Annotated in this window: 21 protein-coding genes and 5 tRNA genes; 22 read left to right on the top strand and 4 right to left on the bottom strand. The window is 33.8% G+C overall.

All coding sequences use genetic code 11. The annotated features are described in order from the left end of the window. Positions 1–101: 101 nt before the first annotated feature. Positions 102–1,151 carry a nucleoid-associated protein gene (locus AC1EUU_RS13120; RefSeq protein ID WP_480201900.1) on the top strand — a complete coding sequence of 350 codons (1,050 nt, stop codon included), beginning with the start codon at positions 102–104 and terminating at the stop codon, positions 1,149–1,151. 24 nt (positions 1,152–1,175) lie between these two features. On the opposite strand, the gene lipB is transcribed toward AC1EUU_RS13120, so the two are convergent. From lipB to AC1EUU_RS13105, 3 genes are read right to left on the bottom strand one after another with little or no spacing between them, the layout of a single operon-like run. After that, positions 1,176–1,883 (bottom strand): lipoyl(octanoyl) transferase LipB, encoded by a 708-nt coding sequence (gene lipB / locus AC1EUU_RS13115; RefSeq protein ID WP_480201899.1) that lies wholly within the window; start codon positions 1,881–1,883, stop codon positions 1,176–1,178. 4 nt (positions 1,884–1,887) lie between these two features. Further along, positions 1,888–2,643, bottom strand: coding sequence for a hypothetical protein (locus AC1EUU_RS13110; RefSeq protein ID WP_480201898.1), 756 nt, complete (start codon positions 2,641–2,643; stop codon positions 1,888–1,890). Between the two features lie 3 nt (positions 2,644–2,646). Continuing rightward, positions 2,647–2,805, bottom strand: a complete 159-nt coding sequence (locus tag AC1EUU_RS13105; protein WP_480201897.1) for a YqaE/Pmp3 family membrane protein — start codon at positions 2,803–2,805, stop codon at positions 2,647–2,649. Positions 2,806–2,921: 116 nt separating this feature from the next. Here AC1EUU_RS13105 and AC1EUU_RS13100 point away from each other — a divergent pair, with 116 nt between their 5' ends. The 8 genes from AC1EUU_RS13100 (at position 2,922) to AC1EUU_RS13065 (ending at position 14,640) form a co-directional block, all read left to right on the top strand. Then, positions 2,922–3,977, top strand: coding sequence for a response regulator transcription factor (locus AC1EUU_RS13100; protein WP_480201896.1), 1,056 nt, complete (start codon positions 2,922–2,924; stop codon positions 3,975–3,977). Between the two features lie 99 nt (positions 3,978–4,076). Next, positions 4,077–4,970 (top strand): hypothetical protein, encoded by an 894-nt coding sequence (locus tag AC1EUU_RS13095; protein ID WP_480201895.1) that lies wholly within the window; start codon positions 4,077–4,079, stop codon positions 4,968–4,970. Positions 4,971–5,009: 39 nt separating this feature from the next. Then, positions 5,010–6,707 carry a lysine--tRNA ligase gene (lysS, locus tag AC1EUU_RS13090; RefSeq protein WP_480201894.1) on the top strand — a complete coding sequence of 566 codons (1,698 nt, stop codon included), beginning with the start codon at positions 5,010–5,012 and terminating at the stop codon, positions 6,705–6,707. A 98-nt stretch (positions 6,708–6,805) separates the two neighbouring features. Beyond that, on the top strand, positions 6,806–8,236 hold the full coding sequence (locus AC1EUU_RS13085) for an SLC13 family permease (protein WP_480201893.1): 1,431 nt from the start codon (positions 6,806–6,808) through the stop codon (positions 8,234–8,236). 57 nt (positions 8,237–8,293) lie between these two features. Beyond that, positions 8,294–8,899 (top strand): hypothetical protein, encoded by a 606-nt coding sequence (locus AC1EUU_RS13080; protein WP_480201892.1) that lies wholly within the window; start codon positions 8,294–8,296, stop codon positions 8,897–8,899. Between the two features lie 186 nt (positions 8,900–9,085). Continuing rightward, the gene (locus AC1EUU_RS13075; protein ID WP_480201891.1) at positions 9,086–10,723 is read left to right on the top strand and encodes a hypothetical protein; all 1,638 of its coding nucleotides are present in this window, start codon (positions 9,086–9,088) and stop codon (positions 10,721–10,723) included. 150 nt (positions 10,724–10,873) lie between these two features. Next, entirely contained in the window at positions 10,874–13,381 is a 2,508-nt protein-coding gene (locus AC1EUU_RS13070) for a zinc-dependent metalloprotease (protein WP_480201890.1), read from the top strand. Between the two features lie 101 nt (positions 13,382–13,482). Continuing rightward, positions 13,483–14,640, top strand: a complete 1,158-nt coding sequence (locus AC1EUU_RS13065) for an acyl-CoA dehydrogenase family protein (RefSeq protein ID WP_480201889.1) — start codon at positions 13,483–13,485, stop codon at positions 14,638–14,640. A gap of 193 nt (positions 14,641–14,833) precedes the next feature. Here AC1EUU_RS13065 and AC1EUU_RS13060 read toward each other — a convergent pair whose 3' ends face one another. Continuing rightward, the gene (locus AC1EUU_RS13060; protein WP_480201888.1) at positions 14,834–15,811 is read right to left on the bottom strand and encodes an endonuclease/exonuclease/phosphatase family protein; all 978 of its coding nucleotides are present in this window, start codon (positions 15,809–15,811) and stop codon (positions 14,834–14,836) included. Between the two features lie 128 nt (positions 15,812–15,939). Between AC1EUU_RS13060 and rpsU the strand changes: the two genes are divergently transcribed. The 13 genes from rpsU to rplA all read left to right on the top strand — a co-directional run bounded on the left by rpsU (position 15,940) and on the right by rplA (position 21,564). Next, a complete protein-coding gene (gene rpsU / locus AC1EUU_RS13055; protein WP_480201887.1) occupies positions 15,940–16,131 on the top strand; it encodes a 30S ribosomal protein S21 in 192 nt (63 codons plus the stop codon). A gap of 98 nt (positions 16,132–16,229) precedes the next feature. Then, positions 16,230–17,120 carry a tyrosine-type recombinase/integrase gene (locus AC1EUU_RS13050; protein ID WP_480201886.1) on the top strand — a complete coding sequence of 297 codons (891 nt, stop codon included), beginning with the start codon at positions 16,230–16,232 and terminating at the stop codon, positions 17,118–17,120. 6 nt (positions 17,121–17,126) lie between these two features. Continuing rightward, positions 17,127–17,432 carry a ribosome hibernation-promoting factor, HPF/YfiA family gene (hpf, locus tag AC1EUU_RS13045; RefSeq protein ID WP_480201885.1) on the top strand — a complete coding sequence of 102 codons (306 nt, stop codon included), beginning with the start codon at positions 17,127–17,129 and terminating at the stop codon, positions 17,430–17,432. Between the two features lie 110 nt (positions 17,433–17,542). Then, positions 17,543–17,616: transfer RNA gene (locus tag AC1EUU_RS13040), tRNA-Thr, on the top strand. Between the two features lie 37 nt (positions 17,617–17,653). Next, positions 17,654–17,736: transfer RNA gene (locus AC1EUU_RS13035), tRNA-Tyr, on the top strand. Positions 17,737–17,786: 50 nt separating this feature from the next. Further along, positions 17,787–17,859, top strand: a tRNA-Gly gene (locus AC1EUU_RS13030). A 136-nt stretch (positions 17,860–17,995) separates the two neighbouring features. Further along, positions 17,996–18,067 (top strand) — tRNA-Thr (locus AC1EUU_RS13025). 55 nt (positions 18,068–18,122) lie between these two features. After that, positions 18,123–19,307: an elongation factor Tu gene (gene tuf / locus AC1EUU_RS13020; protein WP_480201884.1), complete on the top strand. Its 1,185-nt coding sequence runs from the start codon at positions 18,123–18,125 to the stop codon at positions 19,305–19,307. A 130-nt stretch (positions 19,308–19,437) separates the two neighbouring features. Beyond that, positions 19,438–19,510 (top strand) — tRNA-Trp (locus tag AC1EUU_RS13015). A 77-nt stretch (positions 19,511–19,587) separates the two neighbouring features. Beyond that, entirely contained in the window at positions 19,588–19,779 is a 192-nt protein-coding gene (gene secE, locus AC1EUU_RS13010) for a preprotein translocase subunit SecE (RefSeq protein WP_480201883.1), read from the top strand. Between the two features lie 12 nt (positions 19,780–19,791). Beyond that, the gene (nusG, locus tag AC1EUU_RS13005; RefSeq protein ID WP_480201882.1) at positions 19,792–20,343 is read left to right on the top strand and encodes a transcription termination/antitermination protein NusG; all 552 of its coding nucleotides are present in this window, start codon (positions 19,792–19,794) and stop codon (positions 20,341–20,343) included. A gap of 66 nt (positions 20,344–20,409) precedes the next feature. Beyond that, positions 20,410–20,847: a 50S ribosomal protein L11 gene (gene rplK / locus AC1EUU_RS13000; protein WP_480201881.1), complete on the top strand. Its 438-nt coding sequence runs from the start codon at positions 20,410–20,412 to the stop codon at positions 20,845–20,847. A gap of 21 nt (positions 20,848–20,868) precedes the next feature. Next, a complete protein-coding gene (gene rplA, locus AC1EUU_RS12995) occupies positions 20,869–21,564 on the top strand; it encodes a 50S ribosomal protein L1 (RefSeq protein WP_480201880.1) in 696 nt (231 codons plus the stop codon). The last annotated feature ends 10 nt before the right edge of the window (positions 21,565–21,574 follow it).

The following is a 21,574-nucleotide window of genomic DNA, read 5'->3' as shown; positions in this document are numbered from 1 at the left end:
AGTACGCAACTTCAGCCGGGGCATAGCCTCGGTTTTTTTGTTTTTATTCTTTAAAACATACTGTCAAAAAGCTACATTTGCATTCTTAAAAAATACTACAAATGATAAAGCGTAATAAAGCCGTAATTTCAAAATTTATTATTCATAAAGTTGGTAACAAATTTAATGAGGCAACAAATGTGTTTTCTGAAAATGTGATCACTTTTGACGAAGATAGTTATAACACGATGTTACCTTTTTTGTTAAAATCATTTGTGAATACTACAGAATCTTATCGTTTTAATCATCATGCTGATATCAACTTAAATGAGCTTAATTCATATTCAAAACAAGTATTTGAAGACGAAGTAACTTTTGTTGAGGTATCCAAGAATATCGTAAATCATTTGTATGAGCAATCTAGCTCAGCTCAAATTAAAACGGGCGATGTAATCATTGCTTTATTTGAGAATATTGAATACCGTGAGGCCGCAACGAGTGCTCTAGGAATTTTTAAAATTGAGAATAAAGTCGATTTTTTTCAAACCTACCTTGAAGACAGTAGTTTTGATGTATTTGTTCAAAAAGGAATTAGTACTAAGAAGCTAGATAAAGGATGTTTAATCTTAAATTCATCTGATGATGACGGGAATACAGTACTGTCAATAGACAATAATAATTATGACGCACAATATTGGATTCAAAATTTTTTGAACATTAAATATGCGAATGATAATAATAGACATACTCAAGTATATCTTGAAATGTGTAAAGATTTCTCAGAAGAGGTAGTTAAGGAAGAATTTGGAAACCATGAACAGAATCAATTTTTAACACGTACCGTTGACTTTTTTAAAGAAAACGAAACAGTTAATATACATGACTTTAAAGATTCTGTCTTTGATGAAGATAAACATAGAGGTCTGTTCGACGATTATAAAAATCAGTTTCAAGAAACAAATAACCTTTTAGTATTAAATCAGTTTGCTGTGGCTGATGCAGTTCTTAAAAAACAAAAGCGTGCTTTTAAAACGGAAATAAAACTTGATACCAATATTGAGATAAAACTAGATATTGACGCACCTGATGCGGTTGAAGAATACATTGAGAAAGGCTACGATGAGGAGAAACGTATGAAATATTATAAAGTATATTTTAATGAAGAAGATTAGAACTAATCATGTTAAAGTGAAAAGCTAAATTTGCACTTTTTCAATAAATTCTGCCTCGAAAATTTCAGAGAAATACTTTAAGATTTTTTGCTTTACTTCTTCAGAATTAAGCTTTTTACCTAATTCTACTTCCATAGAAGTAACGGCCTTGCCTCGAATGCCACAAGGAATAATATGATCAAAATATCCTAGGTCCGTATTTACGTTCAATGCAAATCCATGCATGGTTACCCATCGGCTACTACGTACTCCTAATGCACAAATTTTTCGAGCGAAAGGCGTGTTTACATCGAGCCAAACACCGGTTTCACCTTTACTTCGAGTTCCTTTAATTCCATAATCAGCCAAAACACGTATGATGGTTTCTTCTAAAGAGCGCATGTATCTATGGATGTCATTGAAAAAGTTGTCTAAATCTAAAATTGGATAACCTACAATTTGCCCATAACCATGATAGGTAATATCACCTCCTCGATTAATCTTATAAAATGTGATACCTTTTTCCTTTAGTTGATTTTCATTTAAAAGCAGGTTATTAAAATCTCCACTTTTGCCTAGGGTATAAACATGAGGATGTTCTACAAATAAAAAGTGATTTGGGGTCTCTAAATTAAGATTTTCGTTTCTGTTTTTTCTCTTAATTTGAACTATGGCATCAAACAATTCTTCCTGATAATCCCAGGTTTGTTTATAATCTTTGACACCTAAATCTTGTAAGAATATTTTTTGCACGTATCTATTTTAATTTTACCTCAAAATTGAGTAAAAATGGATTTTTCATTACGGTATCCATAGGCATCTCAATACTTACAGATTTACCGTCTTTACTTACTTTAGCATCTTTTAAAGAAACACTTTTAATTTTATCTTCGAAATGATAAACAATCCTATAAGTTGATTCTTGAAGCATTTCGCCCCCTTGCACAAACATTTGTTTTTGCTTTTCTATTTTCTCTTCTGTAATACCCTCTTTGTATTTAACTGTACGCTTAAATACATTGCCTTTAAAAGAATATTCTACATCTGTAATCTCATCGAATGCATCACCCATACCATTCTTTTTCTTCTTTTTATCACTTAAAGATTGAGCTCGTTGAATCTTTTCACTCATGTTTTTTAAATCAGCTATGTTTTTAAAGTCAAAAAGAAAATCCATGTTCATTTGTTTCTTTTCTTCATCTGTATGAATACGAACTTTAAGATCTTCTAAACTTTTGATGGCATCCTGCTCATCTTTAGACATTTTAGCAATGCTGTCTTTCATTTCCTTCAATACATCTTTGAAAACAATTACAGTATCCTTTTTTTCTGGAGCCTTTTTTATAGAATCACTTTTTTGCCCCATTTCATCCATAGCTTCCATCATTTTGCTCATGTCCATTTTAAAAGCGTAATAGCCACTTCCATCATTCTTTAAACGTATTTCTTCCGTAAAAACACAGCTTGATACAGTAACTGCAAGAAAAAGTAGGAGTAGATTTTTGATTTTCATAGTTTAATTTTTTGGATTATTTAAAATAATTAGGGCTGCTAATACACCAGGTACCCATCCAAGTAAAGTTAAAATAAAAACAATAATAATTGAACCGCAACCTTTATCAACAACCGCAAGTGGTGGACAAACAATAGCAAGTAGTACGCGTAAACATCCCATAATTATCTAATACAAAGTTAAGTGAATCTCTTTAAAATATGACGTTAACGACTTAATATTGTTACGTTTTTATAAAAGCCTTTTTTAAACTAGTTTTTTATAGTAGTTTCGTTGATATGAATGTAAAGTTGCTTATAAGTCTTTTGGGTACCTTAAGCTGTTTATTTACAGGATATGCTCAATTTATGTTTTCTGGAGAATTGCAAGAAGACGCTAACTACAAAAGAGCTTATTTATCATTGGTTGAAGACTATCGAAAAGTTTCTGGTATTTATGAAGATCAAATTATAAATAGCACTGTTATAGACGGTAATTCTTTTCAATTTACCGGGTCTAACTTAGATGATCGTAACAGAATTTACAGAATACATATAGACAATTGTAATGATGGAGTAATAAGTGGTCATTTTAACGGTCAATGTAATTCTAGTCAGTCGATATTATTTATCGCAAACAATAAAGATACAATTCGCTTACCATTATCATTCGAAGATCAATCGCTGTGCAGCATAGAGTCAAAACAATCGCAAGCAAAAGCTTTATCTCAGGTCGACTCTTTGAGAGAATTAATGACCTTTGACTACTTAAGTTATAGAAGTGAAGCCAATAAGACGATTAATAATAAGAGCTGGTTTGATAAATTACAACATTTTGGAAAAAGCTTAAATGAACCTTTAGCTGAATTATATATTTATGAATTCTTATCAGATAGAAGCAATGAGTTTTACGATTACTATCTTAAAGACTTACAAACAAATTCGTATTACGATGAGCTTTTAGAAAGGTTAAGCTCAAACTATCCCAGTGCACCCTTTACCAAGCAGTATGAGATAGAGATTGCTTCAGATAAATATAGAATGAATTACAATAATGGTGTTTATTTGGTTCGCTGGCAATACCTATTGTTAATTTTAGCTGCTTTAGTAGTTGTTTTTGCATGGATTTGGTCAAGAACAAAACAAAAGAACCAAGAGCCTCATGGTATTGACACGAGCTTGCTTACCAAACAAGAACAAAAAGTATTAGATTTAATTTTGGAAAATAAGACCAATAAAGAAATAGCACAAGAGATTTTTGTGAGTCTGAGTACCGTAAAAACCCATATCAATAATTTATACAAGAAATTAGGTGTTTCTTCAAGAGAAGAAGTTAAGGTGCTGTCTATCAAGTAATTTTAAAAATCAACCCGAGTTCTAGTACCTAATTCAACCCCAATTTTTAGTTAATTGAGCGCGTGATTTTTGAATTTCGTTTTAAAAACAATTTCAATCATGCGTAACTTATTATTTCTGACCATCATTACTATTTGGTCATGTACAACTCAATCACAACAACTTAATAATGAAATCACTAAAATAGGTAAGAAACCTTACCTTTTAGGTAAAATTGATAAAGAAGGACTCACTTCCAGCAATTATAAAGATTGGTTTTTAAGTGGTTTTAATCAGTATGAACCCAAGCAAGAAATTATCGATCTAATCGCTAAGAAATTACATCCATACAATATCACGCTGTTTATGGGAACTTGGTGTGGCGATAGTAGAAGAGAAGTGCCTCGTTTTTATAAGGTTTTAGAAGCCGTAAATTATCCCATAGAACAATTAGAAGTAATCGCGGTAAGTAGTGAACCCGGTATGTATAAGCAAAGCCCTAATCATGAAGAAAAGGGGCTGAACATTCATAGAGTACCTACTTTTATATTTTATGAGAAGGGAAAAGAAGTTAATAGAATTGTAGAACATCCTGTAAAGACTTTAGAAGAAGATATTTTGAATCTTATAAAGGGAGATTACGTTTCTAATTACCACGTAGTAACAATGGTAAATGAATTAATTGAAGATGACAACTTTTACGAAGCAGCGCATCAAAACCTTAATGCATATAAAGAACTAGTGGCAAACATGTATGAACTAAATACCTATGCTAGAATATTACAAAATTCTAATAGAGAAGTTAAGGCAAAAGAGGTGCTAAAAATCAATGTTCATTTATTTCCTGATCAACCGAATGTTTATAAAAACTTAGCTGATTTGCAATTAAGATTTGGTGAAAAACAAGAAGCCCTGGATAACTATGTGAAAGCATATGAACTTAACCCTAAAAATCAAAATTTTAAGAATAAAATAGCTCAAATAAAAAGTGAGCTTGCGAGTGTTAATAATTAAATAGAATTAGTGTAATTTTGCAGTCTTAAAAATTACACTATGCAATTATCTGAGCAAGAATTAATACGACGAGACAAGCTGGTTAAGCTACGTGATTTGGGAATAGAACCTTATCCGGCTGATTTATATCCTGTAAAAGATTATTCCACTAAAATTAAAGATGTTTATGAAGATGGGAAACAGGTTGTAATTGCAGGTAGGTTAATGAGCCGTCGCATTCAAGGTAAAGCTTCGTTTGCAGAATTACAAGATGCCGAAGGGCGCATACAAGTGTATTTTAATAGAGATGAGATTTGTACGGGCGATGATAAAACAAAGTACAATGAAGTTTATAAGAAATTACTAGATATAGGTGACTTTATAGGTATCGAAGGCCAATTATTTAAAACGCAAGTTGGTGAAATAAGCGTTCGGGTTAAAGATTTTACATTGCTCTCTAAATCATTAAAGCCTTTACCATTACCTAAAACAGATAGTGAAGGTAATACCTTTGATGAATTTAACGATCCTGAATTAAGATATCGTCAACGTTACGCAGATTTAATTGTTAACCCAAAAGTAAAAGATACTTTTATAAAGCGTACCAAGATCACTAATGTTATACGTGATTTTTATAATGAAATGGGTTTTTTAGAGGTAGAGACACCTATTCTACAGCCTATACCGGGTGGAGCCGCGGCTCGTCCATTCATTACACATCACAATACATTAGATATGCCTTTGTATTTGCGAATTGCGAATGAGCTGTATCTAAAACGCTTAATAGTTGGTGGTTTTGACGGAGTATATGAGTTTGCCAAAGATTTTAGAAATGAAGGAATGGATAGAACTCATAACCCAGAATTTACTGTTATGGAAATGTATGCTGCATACAAAGACTATAACTGGATGATGGATACTACTGAAAAGCTTTTAGAAAAAATTGCCTTAGCACTGCATGGTACTACAAAGGTTCAGTTTGGTGATAATACGATTGATTATAAGGCTCCTTATCAACGCATTGGTATATTAGACGCTATTAAAGAACATACCGGTTACGATTTATACCAAAAAAGTGAAGACGAAGTAAGAAATGCTGCCAAAGAATTAGGTTTAGAAGTAGATGAAACGATGGGCGTTGGCAAATTGATTGACGAGATATTTGGAGAAAAATGTGAGGGAAATTATATTCAACCAACGTTTATTATCGATTATCCGGTAGAGATGAGTCCACTTACTAAAAAGCATCGTTCGAAAGAAGGTTTAACAGAACGTTTTGAGCTAATGGTGAATGGTAAAGAGTTGGCGAACGCGTATTCGGAGTTGAATGATCCTATCGATCAGAGAGAGCGTTTTGAAGATCAATTAAAACTTTCTGAAAAAGGAGATGATGAAGCAATGTTCATCGATCAAGATTTCTTACGAGCTTTAGAATATGGAATGCCTCCAACTTCAGGTATTGGTATTGGAATTGATCGTTTAACGATGTTTATGACAAATAATCAATCGATTCAAGAAGTTTTGTTTTTCCCACAAATGAAACCGGAGAAAAAAGCTCCTTCTATAGAATTAAATGAAGAGGAAAAAGTAGTGTTTGCAATACTTCAAAAAGAAGAAAAGATTGATTTAAATGAATTAAAAAGTCAATCAGGTTTGAGCAATAAGAAATGGGATAAAACCATTAAAGGGCTAACTAAGAATAACCTTGCGAAAGTGAATAAAACAGAGGAAGGTTTGTTGGTTGAGCTTGTCGATTAATATATACTTCATCTAAGCTTATCGAAGAATCTAATAGAATAGAAAAGGAATTACAACAATGTAATTCCTTTTTTGTTTGAAATCATTTATATTCGCCTATGCCAAACTCAAAAAAGATAGGCCTTTTTCTAGGTCCATTGCTCTTTATTATTGATGTAAGTTTACCTTTTGAACTTATTTCTCAAAACGGAGATGCTGTAATCGGAGTGGCCTTATGGATGATTACTTGGTGGATAACCGAAACCGTTTCAATTTCAGTAACTGCATTATTACCATTAATTCTTTTTCCGTTGTTAAAAATTATGCCAATTGCCGAAGTAGGGGCAAATTATGGTAGTCCGATTATCTTTCTCTTTTTTGGAGGTTTTGTACTGGCACTGGCGTTAGAAAAAGTAAATCTACATAGACGCATTGCACTAAATATTATAAAACTTACAGGAACAACACCTAATAAAGTAATTTTGGGTTTCATGATAGCCACAGGCCTATTAAGTATGTGGATAAGTAATACAGCAAGTACGGTTGTAATGCTACCGATAGCACTATCTGTAATTCATTTATTAATTGATGATGAAGATGGATTTACTAAAGATGATAAGAATTTTGCGTTGGCCGTTATGCTGGGTATTGCATTTTCGGCAAATGCTGGTGGAATCGCTACAGTTATCGGAACACCACCAAATTCGGTTTTAATAGGATTACTTGAAAATGAATATAATATAGAGATCTCCTTTTTAAAGTGGATGACCATCGGATTGCCATTTTCTATTTTAATGATCACCATTGTTTATTTAGTTTTAGTGAAATGGATGTATCCAAACAAGAACCTACAATTTAAAGCATCAAGACAAGTGATCGATGCTGAATTGAACAAATTGGGGAAGCTATCGGCTAGAGAAAAACAAGTATTGGTCATTTTTGGTATAACCGTTTTTTTGTGGGTTTTTAGAACCCTAATCAATAAGTTACTTCCGGGCTTAAAGCTTTCAGATACGATCATTAGTATGACCGCCGCTGTTTCTATCTTCGCAATTCCGTTTAATCTAAAAAAGGGAGAATTTATTCTACAATGGAAAGACACCGAAAAATTGGCGTGGGGTATTTTAATTCTTTTCGGAGGAGGGTTGGCATTAGCAAAAGGTATGTCAAGTAGTGGGATTGTTGATTTAGTCTCTAACGCGATCGCATCGAGTAATATAAGTATCTTACTAACGGCCTCACTCTTAATACTCTTAATGCTCTTTATGACAGAATTGATGAGTAATGTGGCCTTGGTGGCCGTATTAGCTCCTGTTGTGGCGGGTATTGCAATTGGCTTAGATATACCTATTATACATTTACTTATTCCAGTTACCATTGCGAGTAGTTGCGCCTTTATGCTTCCAATGGCAACACCCCCAAATGCCATTGTCTTTGCAAGTGGTTATATAAAAGTACATCAGATGGCAAGAGCTGGGATTATTTTAAACCTCATTGCAGTTGGACTTCTTATTTTACTTTTTCAATTTGTAATTCCTTATTTGTTCTAAGAATTAAACCTTTTAAAAATAGAGGAGTCTTAAATTCGAACAACAAAAAAACGAATTATGAAAACGAAAAAGATAGTTTTAAGCTTAGCAATAGTTTCTCTTTTTGTTAGTGTTGAGAGCTTTGCTCAAAAGGGAAAAGTTAAAGTGGTAAAGAACAATGGAAATACTACCGTTGTAAAAAAGGGTGTGGATAACGAAGGCAATAAACACCTTTCTGTAAAGAGAAAAGAAGCTGATGGCGATGTAAAAAAATTTAGAGGTGTTAATCAAATTGATGGCGATAAATATCGAGCTGGAGGTGTTAATAAAGCTGATGGTACAAAAAAACGAGCGGCTGGCGTGAATAAGGCAGACGGCACAAAGAAGAGGGCCGCAGCTGTAAATCAGGCGGATGGTGATAAGTATCGAGCGGTAGGGGTTAATCAAGCAGATGGAGATAAATACCGTGCTGTGGGTGTAAATAAGGCTGATGGAACTAAAAAAAGAGCTATCGGAGTTAACAAGGCAGATGGCACGAAAAAGCGAGCTTATGGGGTGAAAAAACCTGATGGTAGCAAAAAAATGGTCATTAAAAACGGTACATCAAAAGGAGCTAAAAACGCTCATAAAAAAGCAAAAAGAACATTCAAAAAAGGAAAAAGAGCCGGGAAGAAAAGATTATAAAGCGCATAATTGGATTGGTTTAACGTATAGCACTTGAATTTTAAAATTCAAGTGCTTTTTCATAAGTGGCTATGAGGTAGTGATTTAAGAACTTATTCTTAAAAAAAAGAGTCATATCACAAATAATTTTGGTTTTAAGTCGTTATCAAAACTGTAAAAAAACTAAAAACTATTAATTAACCAACAATGAAAAAACCCCTATTAACATTAACGATTCTTTTATTTAGCTTGGTCTATGCTACAGCTCAAAAAGTTGATTTAGACAGACATTATATTAAAGTTAAATATACCAATTTACCAACCGAGCCAATTTTAGATGCTGAATTTAGAACCTATTCAGTTACTTCAAATAATGAAAAAATTGCGCATGATATAAAACTTTATGGCTTCGAAAAGTTAAGCGATAAAGGTACAGTCAATGTAGATGTTTCTATTCAGAGCGTTATTATTGATAATGTTGAAATCAAAAAAAGAGAAAAAGTAAATAAAGACAAAGAGGGTAATGTAACTAGTGTGGATAGATACTACACGCCACATATTACTTACATAACTAAAGGATCTTATAATGTTGAAAATTCTCAAGGAAAACCATTTTCTTATGCTTTAGGCGGCACGTATACTCATAAAGGAAGCGAGTATAATTCTTATTCAAAGGCTTCGAATTATTTTAAGAACAATAAATACAGCTTAAAAAGTAGATTTAGAAATGAGTTTATTTCTAGTTCTATTGGTACCATAAATAAGAAATTGAATACGCTTTACGGTTATGAGCCTTATACGCATAATGACTTGTTTTGGATATTAGATTCTAAAAAGAATAATGATTATGAAGGACATCAAAATGCATTAACTCAAATCAAAACACTATTAGGGAAAATATCTCATGAAGAGCCAATTGATGGCTTAAAAGCAGAATTACAGCCAATAGTAGATTACTTTTTAAGTGTTGTGCCAAAATATACAGAAGATAAAAAGAGGCATCGTAAGATGAGGTATGCTAGCTACTATAATATAGGACGTTTATATTATCATTTTGATATGCCAGATGAAGCGATGGAATATGCTAATAAATTGATTGAAAATAATTACGATAAATCTGATGGAAAAAAGCTGATCAAACAAAGCGAACGACTTAAAAAAATGTTTGAGATCAATAAATTGACTTCACGACATTTTCCTGTTGAAACAATTGATAACTCAAGTAGTAATTACACCGAAGAGGTCGTTGCTGAAGAGGCTCCAAAAAATAATAAGATTGATAAGTATATAGAAACAGTATTTACAAATGCCGACGGTTCTAAAATTGAAGGGAAGCTAAAACTAAAGCTGTTAGAAGATACAGATATTAATTCTATAGACTTAACAAAATATTTTAAGAATGCTATAAAACTATATACCTTGACTGATGATGATCAAGTAAAAGCTAAGAATTATTTTGCAAGAGAAAATGCATCATTCGTTGCGGGAGGTATAACATATGAAGCTGTAAAGTTTAAGCCGAATGTCGATGCCGGTTCTCAAGGAAATGTAGTTAGTCTTGACGGCGCTAAATATCACTTCGTAAAAGTTATATATAAGTCAGATAAGTTAAATCTATATCGCTATAAAAATGAGCTAATATTTAAAAAGGCTGAAGATAAAAAAGGACAATCAACATCTTCATTAGCCTATACTATTGGGTTTAAGAAAAAATTAGCAAAGCTAGTTGCAGACTGCCCAGATTTAGCTCAATTAGCGAAAGAAGGATCTTTTTCAAACAATGAAGAGAGTTTGCTAGCCTTCGTACAAGAATATAATGACTCTTGTGGAGGAGGAACCAAATAACTATTTTTTTGATAATTTTAGAAAAGGCCAGCTATTAGCTGGCTTTTTCTTTAACAGTAACTTAAGAACTTTTAAAACTAACATTTGTTAACTTCGCGGCTGTAACTTTATCTATAAAGTTTAGACTAACTTCAAAATATATTTTTACAAATGGTTAAAAAACTAACTCAATTACTAGTAGTGTTATTTATATTTGGCCTGTCTGCTGATGCTATAGCACAAAAAAAGCCTGTTTGGAAAAACAGAAATAAAAAGAAAAAAAAGACAGAAACACAAGCTCCAAAACCTAAGCCTAAAAAAGGAGCGATACTACCTTATAACAAAGTAGTAACGAAAGATGCTAAAACCGATGAAGGTCTTTTCAAAGTGCATCAAATTGATGATAAGTTTCTATATGAGATTCCAGATTCTTTGTTAGATCGTGAAATGTTAATGGTAACCCGTATTGCTAAAACTGCTTCTGGTATTGGCTTTGGAGGAGGTAAAGCAAACACACAAGTATTACGTTGGCAAAAGAAAGGAAAGAAGATCGTTTTAAGGGTAGTATCTCACCAAGTTGTTGCAGCCGATTCACTTCCGGTTCACGAAGCTGTAGTAAATTCAAATTTTGAACCAGTTTTATATACCTTTCCTATAAAGGCATTTAATAAAGATACTACGGCTACAGTTATCGATGTAACAGAACTTTTTAATAAAGATGTAAAAGCGTTAGGTCTTCCACAAGGTAGAAGAAAGCAGTATAAAGTAACGCGATTAGATGGAGGTAAGTCATTTATAGAAAGTGTAAAAAGCTATCCATTAAACATAGAAGCCCGTCATGTAAAGACCTATGCCGCTGGTGCACCACCATCAAATGCCAGTACTGGTACTGTTTCCGTAGAAATGAATAATTCAATGATTCTTTTACCGAAAACGCCAATGCAACGACGTTTATTTGATGAACGCGTAGGATGGTTCGCTAGAGGTCAGGTTGACTACGGAGATGAGGCTCATAAAAGTAAAACGACGCGTTATTTAGATAGATGGCGCTTAGAGGTGAAAGATGAAGACATTGAAAAATTTAAACGAGGCGAATTGGTAGAGCCAAAAAAACCGATTGTTTATTATATTGATCGCGCAACACCAAAAAAATGGAGAAAATATATCAAACAAGGTATTGAAGATTGGCAAGTAGCTTTTGAAGAGGCTGGCTTTAAAAATGCGATTATAGCAAAAGATCCACCTACAAAGGAAGAAGATCCTGAATGGAGCCCGGAAGATGTTCGTTATTCAGTAGTTCGATACTTAGCTTCACCAATTCCAAATGCAAATGGCCCTCACGTGAGTGACCCTCGTTCTGGAGAAATCTTAGAATCTGATATCAACTGGTATCATAATGTAATGACCTTATTACGTAATTGGTTCTTTGTGCAAACAGCGGCAATAAATCCTGACGCGCAAACTACAGAATTTAAAGACGAAGTAATGGGGCGTTTGATCCGTTTTGTATCAGCTCATGAAGTAGGACACACCATAGGTTTACCACATAATATGGGAAGTAGCGTAGCTTATCCGGTAGATTCTTTGCGCTCGGCCTCATTTACAAAAAAGTACGGTACAGCACCATCAATTATGGATTATGCCAGATTTAATTATGTGGCACAACCAGGAGATGAAGGTGTGGCACTAATGCCTAATATTGGAGTCTATGATAAGCATGCAATTCGATGGGGATACCGTCCGATTTTAGATGCTAAAACAGCCGAAGATGAAAAGCAAACCTTAAATAAATGGATTACAGATCATGCAGGTGATCCGATGTACCGATTCGGCCATCAACAAGTTGGTGATGTGGTAGACCCAAGCGCACAGACGGAAGATTTGGGAGATGACGCGATCAAAGCGAGTACTTATGGAATTGCAAACTTAAAACGTATTCTTCCTAATCTTGAAAAATGGACTACAAAAAACGGAGAAACATACGACGATTTAAAAACAATGTATGGTCAGGTGTTGGCTCAGTATAACCGTTATATGGGGCATGTTTCAAATAATATCGGCGGAGTATATGAACATTATAAAACTGCTGGTCAAGATGGAGCGGTATATACCTACGTATCTAAAGAGCATCAAAGAAATGCTTTGAAATTTTTAAATGAGCAGTTATTCGCAACTCCCAAATGGATGCTTGATAAAAATGTTTTTAGTAAAACAGAATATTCTGGTTCAACAGAACGTATTAGAAGATTGCAAGAAAGAACTTTAAATAGAATCTTAAGTTTGGGTAAAATGGCTCGTCTGTTAGAAAATGAAGCGCTCAATAGTAGCGAAGCCTATTCTTTACGAACAATGATGAGTGACCTCAGAAATGGTGTTTGGAGTGAATTGAGAACAGGTAGAAACATTGATGCGTATAGAAGAAACCTACAGCGCGCACATATTGATAGATTAGCATATTTAATGACAGCTAAGAATCAAGGTAAAGCTCCCGCCTTTGGTGGTTATCAAAAATCTACGATTGTAAATGCAAGTCAATCTGATATTAGAGCGGTTGTTAGAGCTGAATTACAAACGTTGAAAAGATCTATTAGAGCAGCTTTAGGTACGTCTAGAGGAATGAAGCGGATACATTTGCAAGATGCATTAGAGCGTATAGATGCCATTTTAGATCCTAAGTAAAATGTTATTTTGAGCTTAGTGAAGAATTAAAAACCTCATCAAGACTTGATGAGGTTTTTAATTTGTAACTTTTTAAGGTGATTACCGTCAGATAGTTATTCATGTATTCAATTCTTAAAAATAACAAAGATAACTTTGAAGCCAATGAGCTTCAAGAAATGAATGCATTGCTTTCTGCAGCCAAAACCAGTCAAGACTATAAACATTTTTATAATGCTTTTAAGAACACACAATTGCCATTTATTCCTTGTTACGAGAAAGATGTAAAAAAAGCATGTAAAAATTCTTTTCAAGTATTACACGAATTAGGTAAGGTTTCTATTCCAGTTTCAGTAGCTCTTTCCATGCATTATTATGTATTGAATTCTATGGCCTTGTATCCATTTTCTAAAAAAAGTAAAGAGTATTGGAAACGAGAAATGCTACTTCAAAAAATTAAAAAAGAGCGATTGATTATAGCCAACACAGGTTCTGTACGAACATTTAAAAATGTGACTGACAATAAAGCTATTTTAATTAAACAAGAGGGAGATAACTATTATGTTAATGGAGAAGCTTCGTTTATGTCTTTATCAGGAATAGCAGACTATATGGTATTTACGGCACCATTGCCAGAAAACGATACCGCTAAAAAGGCCATTTTTTTTATACCAGCCAAGAATGAGAACATTGAATTTAGAGATTCAGCTTTTGGTGAGGCTATGGAAGGTTCTTTTACGAAGTCAGTTCAATTTAATAATGTAGGCGTAAGCGATGGAAATGTAATCAAACTAGACAATTCAGAAGACGAAAGGTGTGAAATATTGGTCTACCAGCGTTCCTGGTTTCAAGGCTTAGTACCTGCACCATATTTAGGTGCTTCATTTAGAGTCTTAGAGGAGCTAAAAAAATTTAGTGAACAAAAGATCAAGAATGGTAAAAAACTTTCAGACTCTGAAAGTTTTTTAGAAAGCCTTGGTGAATTAAACTTACAATACAAAACTGCTCTACAATTATGTGACAATGCCACTCAAAAGTTAGCTGAGTTTAAAAAGGATGACGATAAGACGTTAGAGCAATTATTTGAAGCTACTGTTCTCGCTAAATATCATTCGACACACTTTTCTGAGGCAATTATAACTAAAGCGCGCCATTTAATGGGAACTTCTTTTTTAGCACCGAATGCAATTACCAATAAGGTTTATAAAGAAATTGTTTTTGGTGTTCTGCAACCTATGGCTGATGTAGATATTAAAAAGTATTTTAGCAATAAGCGATAGGGCAATTATATTTGCCTATTAGTTTATTTTCTTCGAACGTCAGTTATTAGCTTAACGTTAGTCAAATTCTATTCGAAAAACAGTGGTAACAAGATTCAAATAAATCCACTAGAAATTGTGAGAGACACTATAAGGCCAAAAATTAATAATTTAAAACCGGTAACTTACGGTTATATGATGCTAGGAAAGCAAACTACTTTAGTTTAAAATGCATTTCAACAGGTAAATGATCTGAGGCTTCACCAAATTCCGTTAGCACTTTACCTTTAATATATTCTATAAACGCTTTAGTATAAAAAATATAATCGATCCTTTTGTGAGGGTCTTTAGTGTCAAAAGTGTTTGCAATGGCACTTTTATTAAAAGCGGCATTACCTACATGAGGCATGTTCAATAGTTTTTGAATAATAGCGTCCTTATCTCGAGCTTCACTATTAAAATCACCTAATAATATAGTTGGATACTCTTTTGCGTAGTTTTCAAATAAATCGAGAACATAGTCAAATTGATGAACTCTTGTAGATTTATCAAATGCTTCTAGATGTATATTAATGAGTACAATGGTTTTATTTTCAATGGTAGTTTTCACTACTTGTGCTAAACGTTCTAGATATAAAGCATCGCGGTAAAAAGGTGCATCAGCCACGCGTTCTAAAACAATGCGTTCATGTTCTTTTAATGGAAATTTTGAAATGATTGATTGCCCAGAAAGCATTTTGCCAAAATGCATAGATGGTGGCCAGTATGGAAAAGGTAAATAAGTCTCGTCCCAATTTACTGCTTCTGCGACATAATTATATCCTAATTTGGCCAGTTCGTTCTGTTGATTTACTTCATAAGATCTTTCCGAAGCATAGTCTATTTCTTGAAAAGCAATTATATCGGGATTAAGTGAATTAAATAGTTCCTTTACTTTTTCTAAATTATTATCAAATAGCGATTTCGGTTTTTCAACTGCTTTATTATTGGTCATACCACTTAGATATCCTATGTTATAGGTAACAATGCTATAAATGGAGTCATTAACTATGCGTTGTGTATAAGAATTGGTAGTGAGTTTACTATATTCTTTTTCTGAGAGCTGTGGTGATGAAGCCCATATAAAAAATAGAGCTGACAGCACTATAAGTATTAATAAAAAAAACGAGGTAATTTTAACGAGTCTTTTCATGTTAACGAATATAGATTATTTAATGTAAAAAATAACAAGATAAATTGTTGTTAATCAAATTCTTTTTATCTTTGCAGCCCAAAACTTAAAAACAAATATATAGACGACATGAAAGGAGGGACCAAATTATGTTAATCATTCCAGTAAAAGATGGTGAGAATATCGACAGAGCATTGAAACGTTTTAAGCGTAAATTTGATAGAACGAAAACAATGAAGCAATTACGTGAACGTAAGCATTTCACAAAACCTTCTGTAACTAAACGTCAGCAATTACAAAAAGCACAGTACGTTCAAGGTTTAAGAACGAAAGAAGAATAGCAAGTTCGGTTTGCCATTGTAGTGGCAAGAACTTTCAAAATATACCGTTAGTATTTCACAAAGACTATTTGTAGCTTTGTTTTGCTAACGGTTTTTTTATGCCCATTCTAAAATTTATAGATTACCTCTCTTTAGAGAAAAAATATTCTGCACATACTATTAGGGCATATCAAGACGATCTTATAACGTTTCAATCTTTCTGTAAAGATAAATTTGATGATGAAGATTTAACGAGGGTGAATTATGCACAGGTTCGAACATGGATTGTCGCCCTGGTAGATGAAGGAAAATCAAATCGCACCATCAATAGAAAGATGAGCTCCTTAAAAGCTTATTATAAATTTTTATTAAAAACGAAACAGATTAGTGAAGATCCATTTGTGAAGCATAAAGCGCTTAAGGTGGCGAAGCGACTGCAGGTGCCATTTTCAAAAGATGAAATAACAACTGTAATTGAAGAGCTAGAATCTGCAGATGATTTCGAATCAATACGTAATAGACTTATCGTAGAGTTGTTTTATTCAACCGGAATGCGACGCTCTGAGTTGATTAACATTAAGCTTACCGATGTAGATTTGACCAATGAAATGATTAAAGTTTTAGGTAAGCGAACTAAAGAAAGATACATACCTTTATTAAAGTCAGTGCAAGAAACAATAGGGAACTACTTAAGTGTGAGGGAGCCTTTTGAAAAGGATTTAAATGACTATTTATTTATTACTAAAAAAGGAAATAAAATCTATGGAACACTTGTTTATAGAATAATAAATAACTACTTTAGTACTGTCTCTTCTAAAGTGAAAAAAAGTCCACACATCATAAGACATTCTTTCGCTACACATTTATTAAATGAAGGGGCAGATTTGAATTCTGTAAAAGAATTACTTGGTCACTCAAGCTTAGCTTCCACACAGGTATATACTAATAATAGCTTGAGTGAATTGAAAAAAGTGTATAACAGAGCGCACCCCAGAAGCTCAAAAAACTAAATGCCTATGAGAGTTCACGTTCAATCAGTAAATTTTAATGTAGATAAAGGTTTGATTCAGTTTATTGAAAATAAAGTTGACAACCTCGAAAAATTTTATGATAGAATCATTGATGCTGAAGTGTATTTGAAAGTTCAAAATACCAGCGAAAAAGAAAATAAGATTGCCGAAATAAAATTAAATGTACCAGGTGACGAGCTTATTGTGAAAAAGCAGTGCAAATCATTTGAAGAATGTGTTGACTTGGCTACAGATGCTTTGAGAAGACAGCTACGTAAAAAGAAAGAAAAACAACGGGCACACCTTTCTTGAAAAAACAAAAAATAAATTCAAAAAGTTTTGTAGAAAAAATAAAACTTTATACATTTGCAAACCGTTAGAAAAAGCGGTTTGTTTTTTTATGTAAAAAAGCAACAAAAAAAGCCGATATAGCTCAGCTGGCTAGAGCAGCTGATTTGTAATCAGCAGGTCGTGGGTTCGAGTCCCTCTATCGGCTCAGAATTAAAGAAGTTCTTTGAATAAAAAATAGTGTTGGGGAGATACCAAAGCGGCCAACTGGGGCGGACTGTAACTCCGCTGTCTTTCGACTTCGTAGGTTCGAATCCTGCTCTCCCCACTACATTTTTAAATTACCAATTCAGAATTTAGATTCTGAAAAAATTATAAGCGGGAGTAGCTCAGTTGGTAGAGCGTCAGCCTTCCAAGCTGAATGTCGCCGGTTCGAACCCGGTCTCCCGCTCAAAAAAATAATAAAGAAGTAAGAAATTGTTGTTATAAATAATTCTTGCTCTTGAATTCTGTGAAGGCAGAAATCTCTCCTTTCAAATTACAAGCCTTTCGGAGGCCTTTGAGGGTTGTAGTGATAAACACTTTACGCCGGTGTAGCTCAGGGGTAGAGCGTTTCCTTGGTAAGGAAGAGGTCACGGGTTCAAATCCCGTCATTGGCTCAAATATATAAAATAAAACTAAATATATATAACTAAGATTTTAAATTAAATAATCATGGCAAAAGAAACTTTTGATCGTTCGAAACCACACTTAAATATTGGTACAATCGGTCACGTAGACCACGGTAAAACTACATTAACTGCGGCTATCACTAAAGTATTAGCAGATAAAGGTCTTTCTGAAACTAGAGACTTTGATCAAATTGATAACGCTCCAGAAGAAAAAGAAAGAGGTATTACTATTAATACTTCTCATGTTGAGTATCAAACGGCTAATCGTCACTATGCACACGTTGATTGTCCTGGTCACGCCGATTATGTAAAGAACATGGTAACTGGTGCTGCTCAAATGGACGGTGCTATCTTAGTAGTTGCTGCTACAGATGGTCCAATGCCACAAACTCGTGAGCACATCTTATTAGGACGTCAGGTAGGTATTCCACGTATCGTTGTTTTCTTAAACAAAGTTGATATGGTTGATGATGAAGAATTATTAGAACTTGTTGATATGGAGGTAAGAGAATTACTTTCTTTCTATGAGTATGATGGTGATAATGGTCCAGTAATTCAAGGTTCTGCTTTAGGAGCACTTAATGGTGAAGACAAGTGGGTTAAAACTGTTGAAGAATTAATGGATGCAGTAGATAACTGGATTGAGCTTCCAGCACGTGATGTGGAAAAGGACTTCTTAATGCCAATTGAAGATGTATTCTCAATTACTGGTCGTGGTACTGTAGCAACTGGTAGAATTGAAACAGGTGTTGCTAATACAGGTGATTCTGTTGATATCATTGGTATGGGTGCTGAAAAACTTACTTCTACAATTACTGGTGTTGAAATGTTCCGTAAGATTTTAGATAGAGGTGAAGCTGGTGATAACGTTGGTATCTTATTAAGAGGTATTGAGAAAACTGATATCAAAAGAGGTATGGTAATCTGTAAGCCAGGTTCTGTAACTCCACACGATAAATTCAAAGCTGAGGTTTATATCCTTAAGAAAGAAGAAGGTGGTCGTCATACTCCATTCCACAATAACTATCGTCCTCAGTTCTATGTAAGAACTACAGACGTAACTGGTACTATCAACTTACCTGATGGTGTAGAGATGGTAATGCCAGGTGATAACTTAACTATTACTGTTGACTTACACCAACCAATTGCAATGAATGTTGGTTTACGTTTTGCGATCCGTGAAGGTGGTAGAACTGTAGGTGCTGGTCAGGTAACTGAAATTTTATAAGACAGACACTTAAGTTTTTAGTTAAATATATTATAGGATTAGGTGCTTCTTTGTAAAGAGAAGCACCTTATATTCTATACGGACGTGGCTCATTTTGGTTGCTTTTCAGTTGAGTTAGTCCACTAAATTTACGGGTTTAGCTCAGTTGGTAGAGCACTGGTCTCCAAAACCAGGTGTCGGGAGTTCGAGTCTCTCAACCCGTGCGAATTAATCGAGACTTTATTCAGTCTCTCAATAAGTTTACACTGAGCATGTCGAGGTGTGCAAATAAAAAAAGAAAATGGGTATGGTTAATTATATTAAAGATTCTTTTAAAGAACTAAATACACATGTGAGTTGGTTGCCAATATCAGAGGCACAAAAATCAACTGTTGTTGTAGCTGTATTTTCTGTGTTGTTCGCATTGGCGGTATTTGCTGTAGACAAAGTTTTTCAATTAGGGTTAGAACAATATTTTAATCTATTTAATTAATAAAAAGTGATTATGACTGATTCTGTGAAGAAATGGTATGTAGTACGGGCCATAGGCGGTCAAGAAAATAAGGTTAAAACCTATATTGAAAATGAAGTTGCAAGACTAGGTTTAGACGATTATGTTGATCAGGTATTAGTACCAACAGAAAAAGTTATTCAAATACGTAACGGAAAGAAAATAAATAAAGAACGTGTTTATTTTCCTGGTTACATCATGATTGAGGCAAATTTGAGTGGAGAGTTGCCTCATGTTATTAAATCGGTAACTGGTGTTATCGGGTTCTTAGGAGAAACCAAAGGAGGTGATCCTGTTCCATTGCGTAAGGCTGAAGTGAATAGAATGTTAGGTAAGGTTGATGAGTTGGCTGTACAAAGCCAAAATGTTGCAATCCCTTATGTATTGGGTGAAACTGTAAAAGTAATTGATGGTCCGTTTAACGGATTTGATGGTACGATAGAAAAAATAAATGAAGAAAAGCGTAAGCTTGAAGTAATGGTTAAGATTTTCGGTAGAAAAACACCATTAGAACTAAGCTATATGCAAGTAGAGAAAATTTCATAAGTGTTACATATTTTATATAACGCAAAAGCTTCCAAAATTTGTGTTATCTAATTTAAAGTTTAAAAAATGGCAAAAGAAGTTAGTAAGGTTGTAAAATTACAAGTTCGTGGAGGTGCTGCTAATCCTTCGCCACCTGTTGGACCTGCTTTGGGTGCTGCCGGAGTTAATATTATGGAGTTCTGTAAGCAATTTAATGCTAGAACTCAAGATAAACCAGGTAAAGTATTGCCTGTGGTTATTACTGTATATTCAGATAAATCATTTGATTTTGTAGTAAAAACTCCACCTGCAGCAGTTCAAATTCTAGAAGCAGCTAAAGTTAAAAAAGGTTCTGGAGAACCAAATCGAAACAAAGTTGCTACTGTAACATGGGATCAGCTACGTACAATTGCAGAAGACAAAATGCAAGATTTAAATGCATTTACTGTTGAATCTGCAATGAAAATGATGGCTGGTACTGCTCGTTCAATGGGGATTAAAGTAAAAGGAAACGCGCCTGTTTAAACTTTATAATTTTATAGAAAGATGGCTAAATTAACTAAAAAGCAAAAAGAAGCTAGAGCTAAAGTAGAAGCTAATAAAGCATATACTTTATCTGAAGCCTCTGCTTTAGTAAAAGAAGTAACAAATGTAAAGTTTGACGCATCTGTTGATGTTGCTGTTCGTTTAGGGGTAGATCCTAGAAAAGCAGATCAAATGGTACGTGGTGTAGTAACATTACCACATGGTACTGGTAAAGATGTTAAGGTTTTAGCTTTAGTTACTCCGGATAAAGAAGCAGATGCAAAAGAAGCTGGAGCTGATTATGTAGGATTAGATGAATACCTTCAAAAAATAAAAGGAGGTTGGACAGATGTTGACGTTATCGTTACAATGCCAAGTGTAATGGGTAAACTAGGACCTTTGGGACGTATTTTAGGACCAAGAGGATTAATGCCTAACCCTAAAACTGGAACAGTAACTATGGACGTTGCAAAAGCTGTAAAAGATGTTAAAGGTGGTAAGATCGATTTTAAAGTTGATAAAACTGGAATTGTTCATGCTGCTGTAGGTAAATCATCTTTTGATGCTGAAAAGATTGCAGGTAACGCTCAAGAATTATTATCAACGATAATAAAATTAAAGCCTAATACTGCAAAAGGAACATATATTAAAAGTATCTACATGTCTAGTACGATGAGTCCTAGTATTGAGATAGATGCTAAATCAGTTGTTGTATAAGCGAGTTAAA

This window comes from Maritimimonas sp. 2205BS37-2, assembly GCF_056591755.1.
Note: the sequence above shows the minus strand (reverse complement) of the source record. Positions and strands in the feature narration are given on the sequence as shown.

Excerpts from the sequence above, each read along its gene's own strand:
- lysS (WP_480201894.1), top strand. The coding sequence starts at position 5,010 with ATGCAATTATCTGAGCAAGAATTAATACGACGAGACAAGCTGGTTAAG.
- AC1EUU_RS13065 (WP_480201889.1), top strand. The coding sequence starts at position 13,483 with ATGTATTCAATTCTTAAAAATAACAAAGATAACTTTGAAGCCAATGAG.
- nusG (WP_480201882.1), top strand. The coding sequence starts at position 19,792 with ATGACTGATTCTGTGAAGAAATGGTATGTAGTACGGGCCATAGGCGGT.
- AC1EUU_RS13060 (WP_480201888.1), bottom strand. The coding sequence starts at position 15,811 with ATGAAAAGACTCGTTAAAATTACCTCGTTTTTTTTATTAATACTTATA.
- AC1EUU_RS13110 (WP_480201898.1), bottom strand. The coding sequence starts at position 2,643 with ATGAAAATCAAAAATCTACTCCTACTTTTTCTTGCAGTTACTGTATCA.
- AC1EUU_RS13105 (WP_480201897.1), bottom strand. The coding sequence starts at position 2,805 with ATGGGATGTTTACGCGTACTACTTGCTATTGTTTGTCCACCACTTGCG.
- AC1EUU_RS13080 (WP_480201892.1), top strand. The coding sequence starts at position 8,294 with ATGAAAACGAAAAAGATAGTTTTAAGCTTAGCAATAGTTTCTCTTTTT.
- AC1EUU_RS13085 (WP_480201893.1), top strand. The coding sequence starts at position 6,806 with ATGCCAAACTCAAAAAAGATAGGCCTTTTTCTAGGTCCATTGCTCTTT.
- AC1EUU_RS13050 (WP_480201886.1), top strand. The coding sequence starts at position 16,230 with ATGCCCATTCTAAAATTTATAGATTACCTCTCTTTAGAGAAAAAATAT.
- AC1EUU_RS13075 (WP_480201891.1), top strand. The coding sequence starts at position 9,086 with ATGAAAAAACCCCTATTAACATTAACGATTCTTTTATTTAGCTTGGTC.
- AC1EUU_RS13100 (WP_480201896.1), top strand. The coding sequence starts at position 2,922 with ATGAATGTAAAGTTGCTTATAAGTCTTTTGGGTACCTTAAGCTGTTTA.
- AC1EUU_RS13070 (WP_480201890.1), top strand. The coding sequence starts at position 10,874 with ATGGTTAAAAAACTAACTCAATTACTAGTAGTGTTATTTATATTTGGC.
- tuf (WP_480201884.1), top strand. The coding sequence starts at position 18,123 with ATGGCAAAAGAAACTTTTGATCGTTCGAAACCACACTTAAATATTGGT.
- AC1EUU_RS13095 (WP_480201895.1), top strand. The coding sequence starts at position 4,077 with ATGCGTAACTTATTATTTCTGACCATCATTACTATTTGGTCATGTACA.
- AC1EUU_RS13120 (WP_480201900.1), top strand. The coding sequence starts at position 102 with ATGATAAAGCGTAATAAAGCCGTAATTTCAAAATTTATTATTCATAAA.
- secE (WP_480201883.1), top strand. The coding sequence starts at position 19,588 with ATGGGTATGGTTAATTATATTAAAGATTCTTTTAAAGAACTAAATACA.
- hpf (WP_480201885.1), top strand. The coding sequence starts at position 17,127 with ATGAGAGTTCACGTTCAATCAGTAAATTTTAATGTAGATAAAGGTTTG.
- rplA (WP_480201880.1), top strand. The coding sequence starts at position 20,869 with ATGGCTAAATTAACTAAAAAGCAAAAAGAAGCTAGAGCTAAAGTAGAA.
- rpsU (WP_480201887.1), top strand. The coding sequence starts at position 15,940 with ATGTTAATCATTCCAGTAAAAGATGGTGAGAATATCGACAGAGCATTG.
- rplK (WP_480201881.1), top strand. The coding sequence starts at position 20,410 with ATGGCAAAAGAAGTTAGTAAGGTTGTAAAATTACAAGTTCGTGGAGGT.